Here is a 21374-nt window from a genome sequence, read left to right on the forward strand (position 1 = left end):
ATACCACCACCTTAGAAAATGTTTATGTCTACACCTTTTTCTTCTGTATATCCAAAAGATTTTTCTGGTATATCTGTAATAAAAAATTTTAATTCAAAACTTTTTAAAGAAAACTGTGGAAGCATTTTTACATCTCCTTTAAAATAGATTGACCAACATATTATTCGTTTGTTTATTTCAAATTGGGTAAAGTTCCAGACATTATTTTTAATATCATAAATGAAAGATATTTTTGCCCAATTATATTTTGATGATGTGTCATATCCTATACCTGTTTTTAAATATTCATTTTCAATATCATAATCAAGATTTATAGTAAGTGATTTTTCGGCCTTGTTTGATTTGTATTTTAAATCATAATGTATATTTTTGTATTGATTAAAGAAATTTATGTTTCCTTCGTATTTTCCACCATATGAATCATATAATAAATATTTTGTTTTTATTTCCGGTATAGTTTCTTTAAAGGTTTCTTTTTTAAAATAATAATCATAATTTATCTGGATTTTATTTTTGCCAAATGTTAATTCATCTTTATTTTTTATCATGATTATAGGATTTTCAATATCTTTATGATTATAACTAAATTGATAGTAGTGTTTTAATAAAGATACTTTAATATATCCATTAAAATTTGTATTTATGAACTCAAATGATTCTTTTTCAAGTGAAGTTTTAGTATTGTTTTCGATATTAATATACTCATATTTAAAAGTGTATTTTGTTGTAAAAAAATGATTTAAAAATTGATCTTCAGGATTTTTTTGCATAAAATCAAAAGTTCTATTATATCTTAAATCAAAATAATTTTTTGTTTTAAAAAAATTTAGTTTAAATTCTATTCCCATAAAATCTGTAAGCTTATTTGTGTGAGTTGCTGGGTTTGATACCCACTTTGGCTCGTTTACTAAAACTCTATAATATTGATAATCTGAAATACCGTATTGAAATATAAAAAGTTTGGATTTAAAGTTTGATTTTATGCCATAGGAGAAATAATTATATATATTATTTGGATATTTATTTTTAAATGCAAACTTTAATTCTGGGGTTATTGTACTGTCAAAATAAAAAAGACCTTTATTATATTGCAAAGGTTTATATTTATCTGTGATATCGTTTTTTATATATATGTTATAGTTTTTCAATATATCTTTTTGGAAATAGCTAGAATAAGTAATTTTTATTGTGTTTTTTTTATTTTTCTGGTATATTTTTGAATCAAAGGATGTGTTTATTGAAACGTTTTTTTCTTTCCATGCTTCAAATATTTTGGTAGCGGGACCTGTGATTTTTATTTTTGTTGTGTTTAATTTAAAAAAAGTTTTTTTATATTTTTTTGATAAGGAAGGAGTTGTGAGATTTAAAAAATTAATATTTGATATTTCTCTATTTTTCCATGATAAAGACGATGAAATTGAGAATTTTCCTAAATTAGTTTCAATATTCTTGAAATTGATAGATAATTTATCGGAGTTATACAAAAAATTATGAGATAATATAGCTGAAAAATCAAGTTTTTTTAATTTGTTGGATAAAGTAAAATTAAGATCCGAAAAGGCATTATTTTTAATACTATTTGATATAGCTAATGTTCCTAAAACAAAAGGTATTTTATAATTATAACTGAGGCTTTGCGAAATTGTATTTTTCTTAACATTTCTTGCATATTCCTGTGAAAAAGAGAGTTCTGAACCATTTTGAAATGTATGGTTTATCTTTATAGAAATATTCACAGTATCTTCTTTAAAAGCAAAAGCAGCAATAAAAGGAGCTTCTTTTTCTCCAGATAAACTCTGGAAATAAAATGGAAAATAAAAGACAGGAATTCCAAAAAATTCTAAAGTTACATCCCTGGCAACTAAAAATTGTTCAGGATATATTGTTACATGAGAGGCTTTAAAATAATAAGTTACACATTCTTTACAGGTTGTGATTTTAACTTTTTTTGAGAAAATAACGTTTTCATCCGTTTTTTTTTCAGAGAGTTCTGACCAAACCCTTATTTTAACATTTTTCTTTTTTTTATTTTTAAATGATTCTATGGAATAGGTATTATTTAATACAACATCTTTACTTTCAAAATTAACAGTCATTGCAGAAGCTTCAATTGTTTTTTTATCATATATATATATAACTTTTCCATATAAATTGGCTTTTATTATTTTATTCTCATCACTTAATATGCCATATCCTTTTTCAGCTTTTATTATAGAATCTTTGTAATTTATTGTGGTACTACCTTCAAAGGTAATTCTCGTTCCTTCAATGCTAATATTAGATGAGTCTATATATACTTTTTCTGAAAATCCATATGAACTTAAAAATATTAATATTATTATTGTTCCAAAAATCCTTTTTAAAGGTTCTATCAATTTATATGCAACCCTTGTGTCTAAAAGTATAAATAACGTAATACCAACAATACCAAAAAATATATTTGGCAGCCATGGCGCAAGATAAGGATTTAATATTTTCTCTTTTCCTAATGCGCTTAGCCAGGCACCTGAACCTTGATAAAAAACAACAAGAACAAATGTGGATATTACACTCCAGGATTTGCTTTTAAGATTTATAAAAAGCGAAAGAGCTACACCTAACAGAGCTATAACAATTGGCGCAATTGAATTAGAAAATTTTTCTTGATATCCAACTATCAATGCAGAAGCATCGCCACCTAATTTTTGAGTAATTTCAATTTTATGTTTTAATTCATTAGTTGTCATATCATTAGGGCTTTTTGAAAATCTGAGATATTCTTCAACGTTTTTTGATATGTCTAATTCCAATTTTTTAAATGTAATATCCAGTTTTAGCAATCCATCATCTGTGAGTCTGAAAATTCTTCCATTTTCCATATACCATTTATCTTTATCTTTAAATGCTTTTTCTGCATGGAATACTGTAGTTTTAGCATAATCTATTTCATATAATAAAAGCCCGTATAATGTTCCTGAATCTTTGTCAATTTTTCTAACATAAAGATATTTTTTGTTTTTTTCCACTTCAACAAATTTATTCATTTCAATATTTGCTTCAACGTTTTTATATACATATTTTGAAATGGCTTCTTTTGCTTTCATATTTGATTTTGGAACAATTGTATCATAAAGTGAAAAAGTTATAATTGATAATATAGAAGCTAAAAAAAGAAAAGGAATAACAATTCTTTTTGAAGGTATCCCCAATGATTGTAAAGCAATTATTTCATTATCATTTGAAAGTCTTGATAATACCCAGAATATAGAAAAAAGTATTCCAACAGGAATACCCATAACCAAAAAGTAAGGTATATGATATGCAATTAAGATAAAAAGTTTATCAATTCCAACTTTATTTCTAACGATTATATCTGAAAGTTGATAAAGTAATTCAACACTTACAAAAATAATGAATCCAATTAATCCCATAAAGAAAGGGGATGTAAATTCTTTTGATATATATTTTATTAATTTTATCATAAATTATTCCCCCAAAGAATAAAAAATATCAAACCCTTCTTTACTGCATTTGTACCTATCTCCAGTAAGAATAAATATTGAATATTCTGCAATATTTGTTGTTAAGTCAGAAAACTTTTCTAAATTTGATAATATTTCTATATTAGCCATAATAGATCTAAAATTGTCTTTTCGTACCTTCCCCATAAGGTTTCTCTTAAATGCATTATATAGAGCATCAACTTCTGTATCTGTTTTACAAATCATTTTAGCTAATTCAATAGATTCTCTTGTAATATGAGTGTTCTTGTTTTCAACGATATTGGAAAATAATTTTAAAGATTCACCTAACATATTTTGTGATATATCGAATAAATCTTCAAATTGATAAGGATTTATAGAATTTGGGTAGGATAACAAATCCAGATTATTTTTAGCCATAATTTCGCATAAATCAGCCATGCTTTCGAGAATTCCAATTATCTTATTTCCTAAAAAAACAACTTTAAAGTAAGTTCCATATAAATTATTTATTGCTAATATTTCCATTGATTTATATTCAAGGCGTGCCTCGATGAAATCAACTCTCATATCCTGTTTGATTATCTCTTCAGATAGGGATGCATTTTTTTCAAAAAATGCATCTTTGAATTTTAAAAACATTCCTTGAACAAGTCTTCCCATTTTTAATATTTCATTGTGAAAAGAAATAACTTCTTTTTGAGTTTTTTCAGATAATAATTCTATCATATAATTCTCCTTCCAAAACCCAATTTATTATTTAATACCTTAAAAAAAGAATAATCATTTTTTTGGGCAAGAGTTACTTTTTTTTCTGATGAAGAAACAACAACAGCCATACCGGCTTCTATTCTGTGCACAATATCGCCGTCGACAGTAACATAAGCATTTCCAGCATCAATATGATGTATAATAATTTCAATATAATTATCTGGAGAAATTACCAGAGGTCGAATATTTAATGAATGGGAAGCAAGTGGATTTATGGTTATCAGGTTTAATGTTGGTTCTATAATAGGTCCTCCCATAGATAAAGCATAACCTGTAGAACCAGTTGGAGTTGATAAAATCACACCATCTCCAGAATAGTTTAAAACACTTTCTCCTTTTATCAGTATTTCAATGTCAACAGTTCCAATTGGTTGACTTTTTTGAATTGTAATATCGTTTAAAGATATAAGTTTTTTTCCACCAACATAACATTCCAGCAAATATCTATCTGAATAGTGTAAATTATTAGAAGATATATCTTTAGCAGCCTGTTCTATTTCTGTACTATCATAGGCTGTTAAAAATCCTAATGTACCTAAATTAATACCAATAATAGGTACTGAATTTTCTGCCGATAGCTCTGCTACTCTCAATACTGTTCCATCTCCACCTAAAACAATAAATATATCAGCCTGTTGATATAAAGAATTATCAGCTAATGCAGAGCCAGCAGGCATAATTTTTAAGATTTCAATATCATTATTATGAAATATATCAAAGAATTGTTCTTGAATATCATCTTTTCGAGCTTTTAATGGATTAAAAAATAGAATAGATTTCACAAAATATCACCTCAATATTCTGGCAAGATCAAATAATGTTGTGACCAAGAAATTGTCTAATAAAATTAGCAATAATATGGCAGCAAACGGAGTAAAATCAAACATTCCAAAGGTTAGATTTAAATATCTTCTAATAGGTCTTTCTATAATTTCTGACATTGAATCAAAAAATTGCCTTATAGGATGATGATAATTAAATGATATAAAGCTAAATAATGCTGAGATAATTATTGAAATTTCAAAAAAGTTTATAACTATTCTTAAAACAACAGCTAATGCATAAAATAGATTGCCAAATATGAACAAAGTTATCAACCTCCTGTATTGTAATTTCTTTTTCCAAATATAAGAGAACCTATTCTTAACATAGTAGAGCCGCATTCAATAGCAATAGTATAATCATTGCTCATTCCCATTGATAATTCTTTTAAATCAGGAAAATTTTTTGTAAAAGAATCCCTTAAATTTTTTAATTCGCAAAAAACACTTTTTATAGTATCATGATCATCAGTATAAGGGGCCATTGTCATTAAACCAACTACTTTAACATTTTCATATTTTTTTGCTTGTTTTAAAAATTCATTTAATTCATTAGGTTTAATTCCGCCTTTTGTTTCTTCACCGGAAATATTTACTTCTATTAATATTTTTTGAATTTTGTTATATTTTTTTGCAGTTTTATCTATTTCTTTTATTTCTTTTTCTCTATAAACAGAATGAATATATTCTGAAATTGGTACAATATATTTAATCTTATTTGTTTGAATTCTACCGATAAAGTGCCATCTAATGTTATAATTTTTTAATTCTGCGGCTTTATTTCTTAATTCCTGAGCCTTATTTTCTGCAAAATCTTTAATACCTGTTTCATATGCTTTTTTTATATAATGAATGGGAAAAGTTTTCGAAACTGCTATTAGTCTAATATTTTCAAAATTTCTATTGAATTTACTAGAGTGTTCTTTAATATTAGTTTTTATGGTTTTTAAATTGTCAATAATAAATTCCATATTACTTCCCCCATAATGAATATAATTTTTTATTTGAAGAAAAACCAAGATGTTTTAAAGCTTTTTCTGTTATCATTCTTCCGCGATGTGTTCTTACCAGAAATCCCTTTTGAAGCAAATATGGTTCATATACTTCGCTAATACTATCGCTTTCAATACCAAGAGAAGCAGCTAGAGCTTTTAAACCAACAGGGCCTCCATTGTAGAAATTTATTATAGTTTTCAATATTCTTCTATCCATATCATCCAGACCTTCATTATCTATTTCAAGTAATGTCATTGTTTTTTCAACAGAATTTATATCTATAATACCGTTATTATTTATCTGTGCATAGTCACGAACTCTTTTTAATAATCTATTTGCAATTCTGGGAGTTCCTCTTGAACGCATGGCTATAAGCAAGGCAGCGTCTTTTTCTATTTTCACATTTAATAATTTTGCGCTTCTTATTATTATACTTTTTAGTTCCTCTGGAGGATAAAAATTCATTTCCATTATTATTCCAAATCTACTTCGCAATGGTGCTGCAATTAATCCTGTTCTTGTAGTTGCACCAATTAAAGTAAAATGATTAAGATCAATTCTTATCGATCTGGCTCCAGGACCTTTTCCGATGACAATATCCAGTTGAAAATCTTCCATAGCAGAATATAAAATTTCTTCGACTGATCTATTTATTCTATGTATTTCATCTATAAATAGGACATCGCCATTTTGTAAATTTGTTAAAATAGCAGCCAGATCACCAGCTCTTTCCAGAACTGGTCCACTTGTTATTTGTATATTGGCTCCCATTTCATTTGCTATAACATTTGCTAATGTGGTTTTACCAAGACCCGGAGGTCCAGCCAGCAAAATATGATCAAGAGGTTCTTTTCTCTCTTTTGCTGCATTAATAGTAATTTTTAATTTTTCTTTAACTTTTTCCTGACCTATATATTCTTTTAAATATTGTGGCCTGAGGTTTATTATAGTATTTTCTTCATTTTTTTCTGCTGGATCCAATATTCTATCATCCATAAATTCCCTCCGATTATAAATGCTTCTTATAAGTTACTCTATTATAAGTCTCATATTATTATAACATACATTTATTTTAAAATCATAATAGTTTATAAAATAATAGAAAAAATAAAGGTAAAAAATCGACTCTGTCAGAGTCGATTTATTTAATATTATTTTATATCTATTGTTTTTTCTATATTCATTCCTACAAATTGTATTATTTGAGTAATCAAAATTAAGATAATTAAATCATACATTAAAATATCAAATCTAAATCTCTGATATCCATAATTTATTGCCATTGCACCTAAACCTCCTGCACCAACTGCGCCTGCTATTGCAGTATAAGTGACAAGATTTATTAGCAGTAAAGTTATATTAGCAACTATTTTTGGCAATGTTTCTGGAATTAGTATTTTTACTATAAATTCGAAATTATTCATTCCTAATGTATATGCAGTATCAATCATTTCTTTTGGTAACGAGTTAAAAGTGCTTTCACTCAATCTTGCCATAAATGGTATGGCAGCAATAGTTAAAGATACTACTGCCGATTTTGGACCAATTATTGTTCCTGCAATTAATTTTGTTAACGGTATAACCAGAACAATTAATATAATAAATGGTATAGATCGAAAAATGTTTATAATTACGTCAAATATCCTATATACAACTTTTGATATTTTTAGTTGACTGATAGATGTTAAGTATAATATTATTCCTAAAGGAATTCCAAAGATAATACTTAAAAAACCAGAAAAAAATGTCATATATAATGTTTCCAATGTTGCTTTAATTAATTCGTTTATAATATTCAAAATTCCAGCACCTCCAAAGCATAAACATGTTTTTTTAAATCATTTATAAAATTATTTGCCTGTTCTCCTTCTATTTCCAGAATTAATTTTCCGAAAGGTGCATTTTTGAAGTCTTCTATTTTTCCGTATAATATATTAAAGGTAATATCATATTTTTTAGATATTTCATTTAATATGGGTTTTCCAACGCTTTCGCCATAGAAAATAACTTTTATTATTTTTCCATTTTTAAATTTCAACTTACTATAATCATAATTAATATCTTTATAAAATTCTTCATTCAATTCTTTTTCAAATTCAGAAAAAAATTTATAAACTTCACCAAAATAATGAACTTTTCCATTTTTTAAATACAAAATTTTATCACAAATTCTCTTTATTACATCCATTTCATGTGTTACTATAATCGTTGAAATTTTCATATCTTTATTTATTTTTAATATTAATTCAAGAATTTTTTCAGTGGTTTTGGGATCAAGTGCTGATGTTGGTTCATCTAAAAATAAAATATCAGGATTGGAAACTATAGCTCTTGCAATTGAGACTCTCTGTTTTTCACCACCTGATAGATGTGCTGGAAATGCATTTTTTCTATGTTCAAGACCAACTTTTTTTATAATATTAGATACTTTTTCCTTTATTTCAGTATCCTTATTTAAAATTAAAGGCAAGGATATATTTTCAAAAACTGTTTTTCTTGATAATAAATTATAATGTTGAAAAGCTACGCCTATTTTTTTTCTAATTTTCCTTAATTCTTTCCTTGATAGTTTAGTTAAATTAATATCATTAAACAAAATTTCACCCTGAGGTTTTTTAAGTAAGTTCAAAGCTTTCAATAAAGAGGACTTTCCAGCACCGGAAAGTCCAATAATTCCCAGAATTTCGCCTTTTTCTAATTTGAAACTTATATCTTTTAATACATAGTTTTTTCCATCATAAGTAAGATTTAGATTTTTTACTTTAAACAATTTATTCACTCTCCTTAAAAAGTGGGAACTACAGCACCTTTATATTTTTCAAGTATAAAATTTTTCACCTTTTCAGTTTGAAGTATTGAAATTAATTTTTTTATTATTTTGTTATTTTCATTTTTCCTTTTTACAGCAATTATATTGGCATATGGAGAATTAGCATCTTCAATAAACAAGGCATCTTTTAAAGGATTTAAGCCATTTTCAATAGCATAATTTGTATTTATTACTGCTCCAACTATAGAAGTATCTTCCTTATATGTTCTTGGTAAATATGCAGCATCCAATTCAACAAAAGTTAAGTTATACTTATTTTCCTTTATGTCATTAATAGTAACTTTTAAAGAATTAGTATTTTTTAATTTTATTAAGCCATTTTCCTGTAGTAACAATAAGGCTCTTCCTTCATTTGTTGCATCATTTGGAATTACGACTTTATCACCGGATTTAAATTCTTTTATTGGTTTTTTAGAATAAAATCCCATAGGTTCAACATGAATTTTTGCTATTGAAACTAAATCTGTATATCCTTTATTTTTTGAAAATTCTTCTAAATAAGGTATGTGTTGAAAATAATTTGCATCAATTTGTTCTTCTTCGAGAGCTATATTAGGCTGAACATAGTCATTGAATATTACAATATCCAGCTTATAGCCAGTTTCTTTTTCAAAATCGTCTTTTATAAACTCTAAAATTTCTGCATGTGGAACAGCTGTCGCACCAATTTTTAAAGTTTTTTCCTCTCCTGTACAACTGGTTAAACTCAATACAAATGTCGCTAATAATACAATAATAATACTAACCTTTTTCACTACAACCACCTCCGGATAAAATTTTTTTTAATATGATTTAAAAAAATAAGGCCGGTTATTTTCATAACCGGCCTTCTCAATTAATTCCACTCAGCACAACAACAGAGTGGCATTAATCTTCCCTGGAGAAGACCTTGCATGCCACATCATCATCATATGTACTTTATATAATCTTTCTAAATTTTTACTTAATTCCATAATATCACCCGAATATATTTTTTTTGTATATCATTCTATTTTTTCGTATTCTAACATATATGCTCTTTAATTGTCAAGTAAACAAAAGATTATTAAAGTAAATAAAATGTAAATGGAAAAGAGCTAAAAAAAGTAGTTAGGAATTATATAAACATAAGTTTTTTTCGTTTAAAAACAGATTTAATCAATGCAAAAATTGAATCTATGAATTCATAATTCAGAATTTTAATCTAGATTTAAGTCTTTTGAATATTTATTCATTTGGACAGTCTTAATTAATTTGTTTAACTGATAATTTACTTAAAAGAAATGATTAGTTAAATTATAAGATATATACTTATTCTGTAATAATTTTAATTTTGTAATAATATTTTATAGGGGGTGGAAATATGGTGAAAAGAGAAATGACGAGAAAGTTTTTAGAAGATGCATTTTGTGGAGAATCAAAAGCTCATATGAAATATTCAATTTACGCAGAAGATGCTGAAGCACAGGGGAAAGAAAATTTAGCGAGATTATGGAGAGCAATAGCATATGCTGAATTTGTTCACGCTAGAAATCATTTCAAAGCTTTAGGATATTTAGGAGCTATAGATGCTAATTTAGAAGATTCTGCTGCTGGGGAACGTTTTGAAGTTGAAGAGATGTATCCAGTATATAAAAATTCATCAGAGTTTCAGGAAGAAAAAGAAGCGATAAGAAGTGCTCATTTTGCTTTGGAAGCAGAAAAGATACATGAAAAAATGTATAGAGATGCGAAAGAATATTTAGAAAAAAATGAAGATTTAGAAGATAAAGAAATATTTATATGTGAAATATGTGGATATACAACTTTCGATGAAATTCCAGAAAACTGTCCGGTTTGTGGTGCTTCAAAAGAAAAATTCAAAGAATTTTAGTGAGGTGAAAAAATGAAATTAGGTGATGTAATTAAAAGTGCAGATTATAAAAATGAAAAACATGTACCTGTAATAGATGCTCCAGAAAAAGTTAAAGCTGATGAATTATTTAAAATTGAAATTCAAGTTGGAAAGGATATACCCCACCCTAACACAGTAGAACATCATATATCTTGGATAGATTTATATATTCATTATGAAAATGACCCAAATACAGTTCATTTAGGAAGATTTGAGTTTGGGCCATCTGTAGCGGAGCCGCATGTATTAACTTATGTAAAATTGTCAAAAAAAGGAACGTTGATAGCTCATTCGTATTGTAATATACATGGGCTTTGGGAATCAGAAAAAGTAATTGATGTTGAATAAAAGAATAGCCATCCGGCTATTCTTTTTTAATATTTTTGTAATAAATATTTGTTATAATAATCACAGGTAAAGTGAATAATTTCTCCTGAGATGAAGGGAGCAATCCTAATGGAGCATCCTAACATCAAGGGAGGGGAAATAATATAGGATAATAATATTCCCCTTCCTTGATGATATATAAGGAAGGGGGATTTTTTTATGGAAAATAAAATTAGTACAGTATCTATAATAGTGTATAACAGGGAGTTGGCTTACCAAAAAGTAAGTGATATTTTACACAATTATGGAAAAAAAATACTTTTAAGAGTTGGATATCCAATGAGAGAGAAAGGCGTAGCGATAATATTTTTGGTTGTTGAAATGACGACCGACGAATTAGGAGCATTATCCGGGAAAATTGGGCAGATAGAATCTGTTAAAGTAAAAACAACAACATTAAAGATATGAGGTGATAGTATGTTTTATATTAAAGATAAAGATAGTTTGAAATCATTTATTCCTCAAGAAACAATATCTGAATTATTGGAGAAAACTAAAAATCCTGATCCAGCAAAAGTAAGAGAAATCATTCAAAAGTCATTAAATAAAAATAGGCTTGAACCAGAAGAAATGGCAACATTACTTAATGTAGAAAATAAAGATTTATTGGAAGAAGTATTTGAAGGCGCGCGAGAATTAAAAAGGAGAATATATGGTAATAGAATAGTTTTATTTGCTCCATTATATATAGGTAATGAATGTATAAACAATTGTCAATATTGTGGATTTAGAATTACCAATAAACATATTGAAAGAAGGAGTCTGTCTTTAGATGAAGTTGTTGAAGAGGTAAAAGCGCTGGAAAACAAAGGACATAAACGTTTGATAGTGGTTTTTGGTGAACATCCTAAATATGATGCTAAATTTATGACAGAAACAATAAAAACTATTTATGAAACAAAAGTAGGTAAGGGTGAAATTAGAAGAGTAAATGTAAATGCAGCACCTCAGACAGTTGGAGATTATAAATTATTTAAAGAAGTAGGGATTGGTACATTTCAAATATTTCAGGAAACGTATCATTATGAAACATATAAAAAATATCATTTAAGTGGTCCAAAATCTAATTTTCACTGGAGATTGTATGGTTTGGATAGAGCGTTTGAAGCAGGACTTGATGATGTAGGAATTGGTGCGTTATTTGGGTTATATGATTGGAAATTTGAAGCTATGGGATTATTATATCATACAATTCATTTTGAAGAAAGATTTAATGTTGGTCCGCATACTATATCTTTTCCTCGTATGGAACCAGCATTAGATACACCTCTTGCTGAAAGGCCTCCATATGCAGTTTCAGATGATGATTTTAAAAAATTAGTAGCAATATTAAGATTGGCGGTACCTTATACAGGGTTGATTTTAACAGCACGCGAACCGGTAAAAATACGAAATGAAGTAATGAAATTTGGAGTTTCTCAAATTGATGGTGGATCTTCAATTGGTGTTGGGAGTTATCATGAAAGTGATGATGAAAAATTAAAAAGAAGTCAATTTTTATTAGGAGATAATAGAACATTAGATCAAATTATTGAGGAATTAGCTGAAGAAGGTTATTTGCCATCTTTTTGTACAGGATGTTATAGACTTGGAAGAACAGGAGAACATTTTATGGAATTTGCTATTCCAGGTTTTGTGAAAAGATTTTGTACTCCAAATGCAATATTAACATTTTTAGAATATATAGAAGATTATGCACCTGAAAAAACAAAAATAATAGGTATTAGAAGAATAGAAGAAGAAATAAAAAATATGAAAAATAATCCATTGAAAGAACAATTACTTGAAAAAATAGAAAAGGTTAAAAATGGAGAAAGAGATTTATATTTTTAAGATTTATATTTTTAGGTGGTGATTATAATATCAAAGAGAGTCGAAAGAGTATATGAAAAATTAACTAATATAAGATTAGAGATGCCTGATGAAATAAAAAATATTATAGATTATTTTTTAGAAAATCAAACGTTAGATTATGAAAGGATATTATGGATATTATCTTTAAAAGATGAAAGTCAAAGAGAAAAAATTTTTAAAATAGCAGATATTGTTAACAAAGGATTAAATACAGATATAATAACTTTGAAAGGAGTAATAGAATTTAGCAATTACTGTAAAAAAAGTTGTTATTATTGTGGAATAAGAGCACAAAATAAGCAGGTAAAAAGGTATAGAATCCCTTCAGACGAAATATTTGAAATAGCAAGAAATGGAGTGAACATGGGGTTGACCACTATAATATTACAATCTGGGGAAGATGATTATTATAGTGATGAAGAGTTAGAGAATTTGATTTATAAAATACACCATGAATTAAAAACAGCGGTTTCTATATCTATAGGTGAAAGAAGCAAAAAAGCTTATGAAAGATTTAGAAAAGCAGGAGCTTCAAAGGTTTTATTAAAACATGAAACGATTAATAAGAACCTATTTGAAAAAATACATCCAGATAAAGATTATAATAAAAGAATAGAATTGTTGGATTATCTTGTAAAATTAGGATATATTACCGGGTCTGGGAATATTATAGGTCTTGTTGGTCAGACGATTGAAGATATAGCAAAGGATATAATATTCATGAAAAACCATAATATAAAAATGATAGGTATAGGTCCTTTTATCGCAACACATAATACACCATTTGAAGAATATAAAAATGGTTCTGCAGAATTAACTTTAAATGCATATGCAGCAACGAGATTAGCAATACCATATGCTCAGATGCCAGCAACAACAGCTTTGGGAACAATAGATAGAAAATATCAATTTAAAGCGCTTAATTGTGGCTGTAATGTTATTATGGTTAATTTAACACCTGATAAATATAGAGAAAATTATAATATATACGATGAAAAGATAAAAGTTGATTTATTAGATACTGCCAGACAAATTGTTAATATGGGATTAAGAATTCCACCATATACATTAAGAAAATTACCATTATTAAATAGTTAATAAGGAGGAAAGCTATGGCTTCGGCAATAAAAGGATATAGAAAATATATAGCAATTACCGGTAAAAGAAATGTTGGAAAATCAACGTTAATAAATGCAATATTAAATCAAGAGGTTGCAATTACAAGCGATATGCCAGGCACAACGACAGATCCAGTTTATAGAAGTATGGAACTTGCACCTTTAGGACCGGTAACATTGGTTGATACTCCGGGTATTGATGATACTGGAATAGTTGGTGAAAAAAGAGTAAAAAAAGCAAGTAAAGCTTTGTATAAAGCAGATATAGCATTATTGGTTGTAACTGATAATATTTCTGAATATGAAAAAATGCTGATAGATAATTTCAAAAAACTTGATATTCCTTTTTTAGTGGTTATAAACAAAATAGATGAAATAAAAAATATTGATATTATTAAGAAATCATATTTAAAATATACAAAAGAAATTATTGAAATTTCGGCAAAAGAGAAAAAGAATATAGAAAGATTAAAAGAAAAAATAGCTATGATTTTACCGCCTTTAGAAGAAGTTCCGCTAATAGCCGATTTAATTGAACCAGGGCAGTTAATAGTATTAGTAGTACCTATAGATTTAGGGGCACCAAAAGGAAGATTAATAATGCCTCAGGTAACAGCAATAAGAGAAATATTAGATAGAGAAGCAATTGTAATAGTTACAAAAGAAAGAGAGTTAAGATATACAATAGAAAAATTGAATCAAAAACCAGATCTTGTAGTGACAGATTCACAAAGTGTAATGAAAGTTGTTTCTGATATAGACATAGATATTCCCTTAACAACATTTTCAATTTTAGAAGCCAGACATAAAGGTGATCTGGCAATTTTATCTGAAGGTGTAAAAGCAATTGAAAATTTAAAAGAAAATGATAAAATTATTATTATGGAAGGATGTTCTCATAGACCTTTAACAGAGGATATTGGAAGAGTAAAAATACCAAGATGGCTTACCAACCACCTGGGTATAAATTTAAATATAGAATTTTTTGCTGGTACAGAATTTCCAGATTATGAAATTGTTAGAGATGCAAAACTAATAATACATTGTGGAGGATGTACACTTACCAGAAAAAGTATGTTAAGGAGAATAAATATAGCAAAGATGTATGAAATTCCAATAGTAAATTACGGGGTAATAATATCTTATTTACACGGTGTATTAGATAGAGCACTTGACATTTTTCCAGAATTAAAAAAAGTATAAGGAGTGGATTATGAGAGTAGAAAAAGATTTTATTGGAGAAGTTCTGATTCCTGAAAATGTTTATTATGGAATACATACACATAGGGCTTTAAAGAATTTTCCTAAAACAGGTGAAATTTTTAGTGAAAGTTTCATCTGGGCAATGTTTATGGTTAAGAAATCAGCGGCTATACTTAATTATGAATTAGGATATTTAGATAAAGAGATATCAGAAGCAATAGTTAAAAGTTGTGAAGAATGGCCGGAATTAAAAAAAGAGATAATTGTAGATCCTTTAAGTGGAGGAGCAGGAACGTCTATAAATATGAATATAAATGAAGTAATTGCAAATAGAGCTACAGAAATTTTAGGAGGGCAAAAATCAGAATATATAGTTAACCCCTTGGATCATGTGAATATGCATCAATCAACAAATGATGTTTTTCCGACTGCAGGAAAGATAGCAATTATAAAGGATTTAAGAGAATTAATTGAAAAAATAATTAAACTTCAGGATAAGATTCAAGAAAAAGAAAAGGATTTTATAAAGATAAGAAAAATAGGAAGAACACAACTAATGGATGCAGTACCCATTTTATTGGGGCAGGAATTTGGAGCCTGGGCTGACGCATTAAGTAGAGATAGATGGAGATTATATAAAGTAGAAGAAAGAATAAGAAGCGTTAATATTGGAGGAACAGCTATAGGTACGGGTATATCTGCACCAAAAGATTATATTTTGAAAATTACAAACAAATTGAGGGAAATTACAAAAATAGGAATAGCAAAAGCAGAAAATCTTATAGATACTACTCAAAATTTAGATGTTTTTTCAGAAATTAGTGGCTTATTAAAATCTTTAGCTGTGAATTTAATAAAAATATCCAATGATATTAGATTGTTAGGTTCAAATGCAATAAATGAGATAATATTACCAAAAATTCAAGCAGGAAGTTCAATTATGCCAGGAAAAGTAAATCCTGTAATTCCAGAATATGTGGTTCAATTATCAATGAGTGTAATTTCTTTTGATAACTTAATAACAACTGCGTCCAGTTTGGGGAATTTAGAATTAAACCATCTTACACCATTGATAATTCATTACACATTAAAATCAATAAAATTTTTAAAAAATGCAGTTATATCTTTAAAAAATTATATAAAATTAATAGAACCGGATGAATCAAAATGTAAAGAAAACCTTGCAAAATCATTTACTTTAATAACACCGTTAATAGACGTTTTTGGATATGATGAAGTTTCAATAATGCTTAAGAAAAATGATTATGATTTTGAAAAAACCGTAAGAGAACTATCGGAAAAACACAATATGGATTATACAGAAATAATGAAAAAATTAAAATCACATAAAGCAGCAGGGTTAGGATATAATTTTTGATGTCCCTGCTGTTTCATTATTGGTATATAAAATAAATATTAATTTTTTTCTATATGTATAGTTTGTGTTGGATAAGCAAAATTTATATCGGAATGTTTTGAAAATTCTTCTAAAATTTCTTCCCAAATTTCATGTGAAGAACCTCTTCTCTTTCTTGGTTGGCATAAATATCTTATAGTTAATAATATTCCACTATCTTTTACAGAAGTATATACAATAGGAGTTAATTTTTTATAATAAATCATATATTTAGCAGCAGCTTTTTTTAATTTTTCTTCAGCCTCTTTACTCAAATGTTCAGCATGTTTTTTTGCAATATCTAATAAAATCCCTTTAGCTTTTTTCCAGTTACTATCAAAGGTTATTAGGATAGGTATTTCATTCCATATAAATTTGAAATCTTTAGTATAATTTGCTAGATTTTGATTAAAAATTATCCCATTTGGTATGTGGATGATTCTTCCTGTACTCTGGTCAGCATTTACCCAATTTCCAATTTCTAAAATGGTAAAGTTTAATACGCTTATATCAATAACATCACCAGCAAATTTTCCGATTTCAATTCTATCTCCGATAACAAAGGGCTTTTTTGATATAATATATAGCCAACCAGCAAAATTTGTTATAATTTCTCTTAAAGAAATAGCAAGACCAGCTGAAAAAAGGCCTAAAAATGTGGAAATAGATTGAAAACCAACAAACCATAATCTTCCGATCGATAAAATGCCAATTAAAATTAGTAGATAATTAGAAGTTTTATTCCAATAGTATTTAGATTTTGAATCTTCTATTTTTTCTATAACAATGATATAGTTTATCTTTCTTATTATATATAAAATTATAATTATTCCTAATGAAAATAAAATCTTTTTTCCATAAAAAGAAGTAAAAAAAGAATTTAATAACTCCATATTTTCACCTCTTCAAAGAAAATTGTTAAGAATTCCTCAAATGTTTATCTATTTTTGGACAGGGTATTAAAAATGCTTGCGTCTAAATTATAACATAAAAAGACAAATAAAATTATTATTTATGAAATAAAAGAAATAGTAATTTAAAGAAGTATTTATATAATTTATTGAGAAAAGAAAGGGAGGTTTTAAGATGCAGGTGTCTTTAGATCAACTTATAAATGTTATTATGGCAAAATTAGAAGGTTTAGAAATGTCTTTAGAGGATTTAAAATTCAGAACTAATATAGCATTAAGAGTGTTATATAAAAATGAATTATTAACAGAAGAAAATCTGGTGGATGCTATTAAAGATGAATTTAAAGCCCATACAGAATTAGAAGGGAAAAGCTTAGAATTGCCTGAAGAAAAGGCAAAAGAAATGTCTAAGGATATATTAAATTGGATAAAAATCGATTTAGAAGAAATGAAGAAAAAAATGAAGGAATATGAAGAACAATTGAAACAAATGCTTCAACAGGCGGAAGGCCCGGATATTAGTATAGCTTCTCCGGATTTATTAAATCAATTGGAACAAATGAAAAAAAATAACAAAGGGAACAATGGTGGATTAATATTTTAATAAAAAAGCCCGTAATGGGCTTTTTTATTTTATATATGGATTTCCCGTATGTTTTGGATTAAATTTATATTGATTTAAAACAAAATCATTAACATCAATAATAGCAACAATTCCTTTTGAAGAAGCGAAATATAAGAAACCTTTATTATCCATCGATAAATTTGCACCATATCCCAGGTTAAAACTTTTCTCCACAACACCTGTTGTTTTATTTATAAATAAAATATCCTGATCTAATGTATTTAAGATAATATATTTTTCAGTCAAAACTCCAGTTCCAGGGACATATCCTATTTTTTTCTTCCATAAAATATTTCCATTTTTCAAAGCATATAAATATGTATCTTTTGATGCGACATAAACTATTTTATTTTTTTCATCTATGAGAGGAAATGAATAAGGAATATTGTCTAATTCATATGAATATAGTAATTTGCCATTTTTGTCTAAAACAGTAAAGTTTTTATCAGGGCCACAAATATAAATATTATTCATACTATCAATATTAAAATAATCTGTTTTCCCATTTAAATTTATGTAAAATACAATATTTAAATTGCTATCAAACTTATATAAATTTCCATCAATATCCAGATCAATAATATATCCTTCATAATCAATCAATGGGCTTCTTTTTGATGTAATAACGTTATATGAATATAATATATTTTCATCGTTAATTAATAATAATTTCTCAGACCATAAATGCAGCAAATAATCTTTTTCATTAAAAATAGTAACTCCAGAATATGGATTATCAACTTTTAGATATTTTGTTTTGTTAGTTTCTTTATCGATAATGCTTAGTTTATTTCTGAACTCGGATATAAATATTTTATTATCATAAATTACAGGAAAATCATAAGAATAAGAATTTAAATTATATGTATGATGTATTCCATGAGATATATCAAATTCATACAGTTTTTTTGAATATCCAATAGCGTAAAAATATTCTTCATCAATAGAAACTCCGCTATAAAAAACATCATTTATGACAAATAAATTTATTATAGAATTGGATATAAACTTAATTTTCGGGTTTTCAATAACGGTATTATCCAGAAAAATTTTATTATCATAAATTTTGTAGTCATCTAAGAAATAATTATTTCCATTTATATTGAGTCTATATATTTTTTCAGAAGAAATTTTCAATGGATTATATGAATAATCTTTTAAAAACAATATTTTTTCTTTTGGAATATTTATATTGAAATTATATATAGAAAAATCAAATAAAGAATCTTTTATAGATACCGAGTTATAGAAGAAATAGTCTCCGTTTGTTAAATATACAATATTTTTATTAATACTTGAAATATCCGGTCTGAAAGATGATTTTATAGTATTTATAGGTAAAGAAAAGATACCATATCTTGTTTTTACAGTCCATAATTTATTTGAAATTATTTTTACAGGTGTAAAATAAAACCTTCCAAAATCAGTAGCTATTATACTGGAAATAATTCTTCTTTTTGTGACTATTATTTTTAGATCATTCTTATGTATATAAAAAAACTTATCATCGTTTTTGAAAATAAAGATATCATTTTTTATCTGAATCAAATAGCCTTTGAATGTATAATTATTGTTTAATGAAAAAAACATCTTTTCTTTTTCATCATCAGAAAATTCAAAAGTTTTGATTTCGGAAACAGGTAATTTAGTCACCTTATTATTTACTTTTAAAAAAATTTGTGAATTGTTTATCGAAAGTAACTTTCCCTCTATAATATTGCCCGATAGAGGAATGATTCTCACGGCATATAAAAGTAATGAGTTAAATAAAACTAATATTAAAAGTAACTTTTTATTCATAAACACCACCCTTTTATTAATATATCACCTGATTAATTAATATTATATCATAAAATATATAAATAAAAAAGGGAAGTGATTATTTATATATATTATTCTTGTTGGATAATATATTTCTCAGAATGGGTTTAAAAAATTAACATAAAAATTGAAAAAACTTGACAAAAAAAATAAAATATATTAAAATAATAAATAGGTATAAAAAAAACGGGGTAAATACCCCGTCGTTTTGGTGGGCTCGGGTGGATTCGAACCACCGACCTCCCGGTTATGAGCCGGAAGCTCTCACCAACTGAGCTACGAGCCCAAATAACTTAAGCGATTAGATTATAACATCTAATTTTATTTTTGTCAAGTGTTTTTTTTGAAGGGAGTGAAAAAAAAATGAAAACATTAGATGTTGAAAGTAAAGAAAACTTTAATAAACTTGATCCAGTTAAAATAACATTAAATAAATATCCAAGGCTTCTTGTTTTAAAAGCTGCTTTTGAAACGCTAAAAGAAGGTAATAAAGTAACTTTAATAGAATTAGAAAGGAAAATAGTTTTTTTCTTATCGTATAATATTAAAAACAAGAAAAGGCCACATTAAAGGCCTTTTTTTGTTTTTAGACTACCTGAAAAGTTTGAATAAAGACACAAATGTTGTGTGAAAAATATTATTGAATTTTTTGGACATTAGTAGCATTAACTTTACTTATGTTATTTTTTTCATATTTTATTATTATAATATATATTCGGTATATATATTGTATTTTAAAAAAAATATGGTAAAATACCTGTGTCAATAAAAATTAAGGAGGAATAAAAATGAACTTTGAAAAGTATATTAGAGATATACCGGATTTTCCGAAACCGGGTATAATATTTAAAGATATAACACCTCTACTCGCTAATCCTGATGCATTCAGAGAAGTAATAGACGAAATGGCAAAAAAAGTGGAAAAATTAGATTTTGACACAATTTTAGTGCCAGAAGCGAGGGGGTTTTTATTTGGGTCAGCTCTTGCCTATAAGTTAGGGAAAAAATTGGTTCCTATAAGAAAACCAGGGAAATTGCCATATGATGTAGTTGAAGTTTCTTATTCACTTGAATATGGTGAAGCAAAAATTCAGATGCATAAAGATGCATTATCAAAGGGTGAAAAAGTATTGGTTGTAGATGATGTTTTAGCGACGGGTGGTACAATTCAGGCTATAGAAACATTGGTAAAAAAATTAGAAGCAGAAGTTTCATGTGTTTTATGTTTAATTGAATTGAGCTTTTTGAATCCAAGAGAAAAATTGTCGAATTTGAGAGTTGAAAGTATATTAACTTATTAATATCAA

The 21374-nt window shown here is 26.9% G+C and carries 21 protein-coding genes and 1 tRNA gene; 10 read left to right on the plus strand and 12 right to left on the minus strand.

What is annotated here, in order from left to right; genetic code table 11:
* Positions 1-11 precede the first annotated feature (11 nt).
* The 9 genes from XO12_RS04335 to XO12_RS04375 all read right to left on the minus strand — a co-directional run bounded on the left by XO12_RS04335 (position 12) and on the right by XO12_RS04375 (position 9634).
* Complete coding sequence (locus XO12_RS04335) at positions 12-3461, minus strand: YjgP/YjgQ family permease (RefSeq protein WP_047265604.1); 3450 nt, start codon at positions 3459-3461, stop codon at positions 12-14.
* Positions 3462-3464: 3 nt separating this feature from the next.
* On the minus strand, positions 3465-4190 hold the full coding sequence (locus XO12_RS04340; protein ID WP_047265603.1) for a PhoU domain-containing protein: 726 nt from the start codon (positions 4188-4190) through the stop codon (positions 3465-3467).
* Positions 4187-5014 carry an NAD(+)/NADH kinase gene (locus tag XO12_RS04345; protein ID WP_047265602.1) on the minus strand — a complete coding sequence of 276 codons (828 nt, stop codon included), beginning with the start codon at positions 5012-5014 and terminating at the stop codon, positions 4187-4189. The genes XO12_RS04340 and XO12_RS04345 overlap by 4 nt, the downstream gene beginning before the upstream one ends.
* 6 nt (positions 5015-5020) lie before the next feature.
* Positions 5021-5320: a YggT family protein gene (locus tag XO12_RS04350; RefSeq protein WP_047265601.1), complete on the minus strand. Its 300-nt coding sequence runs from the start codon at positions 5318-5320 to the stop codon at positions 5021-5023.
* A gap of 5 nt (positions 5321-5325) precedes the next feature.
* Entirely contained in the window at positions 5326-6024 is a 699-nt protein-coding gene (locus XO12_RS04355; RefSeq protein WP_047265600.1) for a YggS family pyridoxal phosphate-dependent enzyme, read from the minus strand.
* A 1-nt stretch (position 6025) separates the two neighbouring features.
* A complete protein-coding gene (ruvB, locus tag XO12_RS04360) occupies positions 6026-7045 on the minus strand; it encodes a Holliday junction branch migration DNA helicase RuvB (RefSeq protein ID WP_047265599.1) in 1020 nt (339 codons plus the stop codon).
* Positions 7046-7200: 155 nt separating this feature from the next.
* Positions 7201-7848, minus strand: a complete 648-nt coding sequence (locus XO12_RS04365) for a methionine ABC transporter permease (RefSeq protein WP_052913172.1) — start codon at positions 7846-7848, stop codon at positions 7201-7203.
* A complete protein-coding gene (locus XO12_RS04370) occupies positions 7845-8819 on the minus strand; it encodes a methionine ABC transporter ATP-binding protein (protein WP_175419746.1) in 975 nt (324 codons plus the stop codon). Before XO12_RS04370 ends, XO12_RS04365 begins: the two co-directional genes overlap by 4 nt.
* A 14-nt stretch (positions 8820-8833) precedes the next feature.
* A complete protein-coding gene (locus XO12_RS04375) occupies positions 8834-9634 on the minus strand; it encodes a MetQ/NlpA family ABC transporter substrate-binding protein (RefSeq protein WP_047265596.1) in 801 nt (266 codons plus the stop codon).
* Between the two features lie 587 nt (positions 9635-10221).
* Here XO12_RS04375 and XO12_RS04380 point away from each other — a divergent pair.
* The 7 genes from XO12_RS04380 to XO12_RS04410 all read left to right on the plus strand — a co-directional run bounded on the left by XO12_RS04380 (position 10222) and on the right by XO12_RS04410 (position 16692).
* On the plus strand, positions 10222-10731 hold the full coding sequence (locus XO12_RS04380) for a rubrerythrin family protein (RefSeq protein ID WP_175419747.1): 510 nt from the start codon (positions 10222-10224) through the stop codon (positions 10729-10731).
* Between the two features lie 12 nt (positions 10732-10743).
* Positions 10744-11100: a class II SORL domain-containing protein gene (locus XO12_RS04385; protein ID WP_047265594.1), complete on the plus strand. Its 357-nt coding sequence runs from the start codon at positions 10744-10746 to the stop codon at positions 11098-11100.
* A 198-nt stretch (positions 11101-11298) separates the two neighbouring features.
* Positions 11299-11547 (plus strand): TM1266 family iron-only hydrogenase system putative regulator, encoded by a 249-nt coding sequence (locus tag XO12_RS04390; RefSeq protein ID WP_047265593.1) that lies wholly within the window; start codon positions 11299-11301, stop codon positions 11545-11547.
* A gap of 9 nt (positions 11548-11556) precedes the next feature.
* Positions 11557-12972, plus strand: coding sequence for a [FeFe] hydrogenase H-cluster radical SAM maturase HydG (hydG, locus tag XO12_RS04395; protein ID WP_047265592.1), 1416 nt, complete (start codon positions 11557-11559; stop codon positions 12970-12972).
* 15 nt (positions 12973-12987) lie between these two features.
* Positions 12988-14091, plus strand: coding sequence for a [FeFe] hydrogenase H-cluster radical SAM maturase HydE (gene hydE / locus XO12_RS04400; RefSeq protein WP_368493426.1), 1104 nt, complete (start codon positions 12988-12990; stop codon positions 14089-14091).
* 14 nt (positions 14092-14105) lie between these two features.
* Positions 14106-15314: a [FeFe] hydrogenase H-cluster maturation GTPase HydF gene (gene hydF / locus XO12_RS04405; protein ID WP_047265591.1), complete on the plus strand. Its 1209-nt coding sequence runs from the start codon at positions 14106-14108 to the stop codon at positions 15312-15314.
* A gap of 10 nt (positions 15315-15324) precedes the next feature.
* Positions 15325-16692, plus strand: a complete 1368-nt coding sequence (locus XO12_RS04410; RefSeq protein ID WP_047265590.1) for an aspartate ammonia-lyase — start codon at positions 15325-15327, stop codon at positions 16690-16692.
* A gap of 38 nt (positions 16693-16730) precedes the next feature.
* On the opposite strand, the gene XO12_RS04415 is transcribed toward XO12_RS04410, so the two are convergent.
* Complete coding sequence (locus XO12_RS04415) at positions 16731-17603, minus strand: mechanosensitive ion channel family protein (protein WP_175419748.1); 873 nt, start codon at positions 17601-17603, stop codon at positions 16731-16733.
* A 193-nt stretch (positions 17604-17796) separates the two neighbouring features.
* On the opposite strand from XO12_RS04415, the gene XO12_RS04420 reads away from it, so the two are divergent.
* Positions 17797-18225 carry a hypothetical protein gene (locus XO12_RS04420; RefSeq protein WP_047265588.1) on the plus strand — a complete coding sequence of 143 codons (429 nt, stop codon included), beginning with the start codon at positions 17797-17799 and terminating at the stop codon, positions 18223-18225.
* Positions 18226-18249: 24 nt separating this feature from the next.
* Here XO12_RS04420 and XO12_RS04425 read toward each other — a convergent pair whose 3' ends face one another.
* A complete protein-coding gene (locus XO12_RS04425) occupies positions 18250-20046 on the minus strand; it encodes a PQQ-like beta-propeller repeat protein (RefSeq protein ID WP_175419749.1) in 1797 nt (598 codons plus the stop codon).
* Between the two features lie 230 nt (positions 20047-20276).
* Positions 20277-20353: transfer RNA gene (locus XO12_RS04430), tRNA-Ile, on the minus strand.
* Between the two features lie 77 nt (positions 20354-20430).
* On the opposite strand from XO12_RS04430, the gene XO12_RS04435 reads away from it, so the two are divergent.
* Positions 20431-20637, plus strand: a complete 207-nt coding sequence (locus XO12_RS04435) for a hypothetical protein (RefSeq protein WP_047265586.1) — start codon at positions 20431-20433, stop codon at positions 20635-20637.
* A gap of 218 nt (positions 20638-20855) precedes the next feature.
* The gene (locus tag XO12_RS04440) at positions 20856-21368 is read left to right on the plus strand and encodes an adenine phosphoribosyltransferase (RefSeq protein ID WP_047265585.1); all 513 of its coding nucleotides are present in this window, start codon (positions 20856-20858) and stop codon (positions 21366-21368) included.
* The last annotated feature ends 6 nt before the right edge of the window (positions 21369-21374 follow it).

Source organism: Marinitoga sp. 1154, from assembly GCF_013363285.1.
GTDB lineage: Bacteria > Thermotogota > Thermotogae > Petrotogales > Petrotogaceae > Marinitoga.

Bases quoted from the DNA above. Each gene is read 5' to 3' on its own strand.
- XO12_RS04335 (WP_047265604.1), bottom strand. From the start codon at position 3,461: ATGATAAAATTAATAAAATATATATCAAAAGAATTTACATCCCCTTTC.
- XO12_RS04340 (WP_047265603.1), bottom strand. From the start codon at position 4,190: ATGATAGAATTATTATCTGAAAAAACTCAAAAAGAAGTTATTTCTTTT.
- XO12_RS04355 (WP_047265600.1), bottom strand. From the start codon at position 6,024: ATGGAATTTATTATTGACAATTTAAAAACCATAAAAACTAATATTAAA.
- ruvB (WP_047265599.1), bottom strand. From the start codon at position 7,045: ATGGATGATAGAATATTGGATCCAGCAGAAAAAAATGAAGAAAATACT.
- XO12_RS04380 (WP_175419747.1), top strand. From the start codon at position 10,222: ATGGTGAAAAGAGAAATGACGAGAAAGTTTTTAGAAGATGCATTTTGT.
- XO12_RS04385 (WP_047265594.1), top strand. From the start codon at position 10,744: ATGAAATTAGGTGATGTAATTAAAAGTGCAGATTATAAAAATGAAAAA.
- XO12_RS04390 (WP_047265593.1), top strand. From the start codon at position 11,299: ATGGAAAATAAAATTAGTACAGTATCTATAATAGTGTATAACAGGGAG.
- hydG (WP_047265592.1), top strand. From the start codon at position 11,557: ATGTTTTATATTAAAGATAAAGATAGTTTGAAATCATTTATTCCTCAA.
- hydF (WP_047265591.1), top strand. From the start codon at position 14,106: ATGGCTTCGGCAATAAAAGGATATAGAAAATATATAGCAATTACCGGT.
- XO12_RS04410 (WP_047265590.1), top strand. From the start codon at position 15,325: ATGAGAGTAGAAAAAGATTTTATTGGAGAAGTTCTGATTCCTGAAAAT.
- XO12_RS04415 (WP_175419748.1), bottom strand. From the start codon at position 17,603: ATGGAGTTATTAAATTCTTTTTTTACTTCTTTTTATGGAAAAAAGATT.
- XO12_RS04420 (WP_047265588.1), top strand. From the start codon at position 17,797: ATGCAGGTGTCTTTAGATCAACTTATAAATGTTATTATGGCAAAATTA.
- XO12_RS04425 (WP_175419749.1), bottom strand. From the start codon at position 20,046: ATGAATAAAAAGTTACTTTTAATATTAGTTTTATTTAACTCATTACTT.
- XO12_RS04435 (WP_047265586.1), top strand. From the start codon at position 20,431: ATGAAAACATTAGATGTTGAAAGTAAAGAAAACTTTAATAAACTTGAT.
- XO12_RS04440 (WP_047265585.1), top strand. From the start codon at position 20,856: ATGAACTTTGAAAAGTATATTAGAGATATACCGGATTTTCCGAAACCG.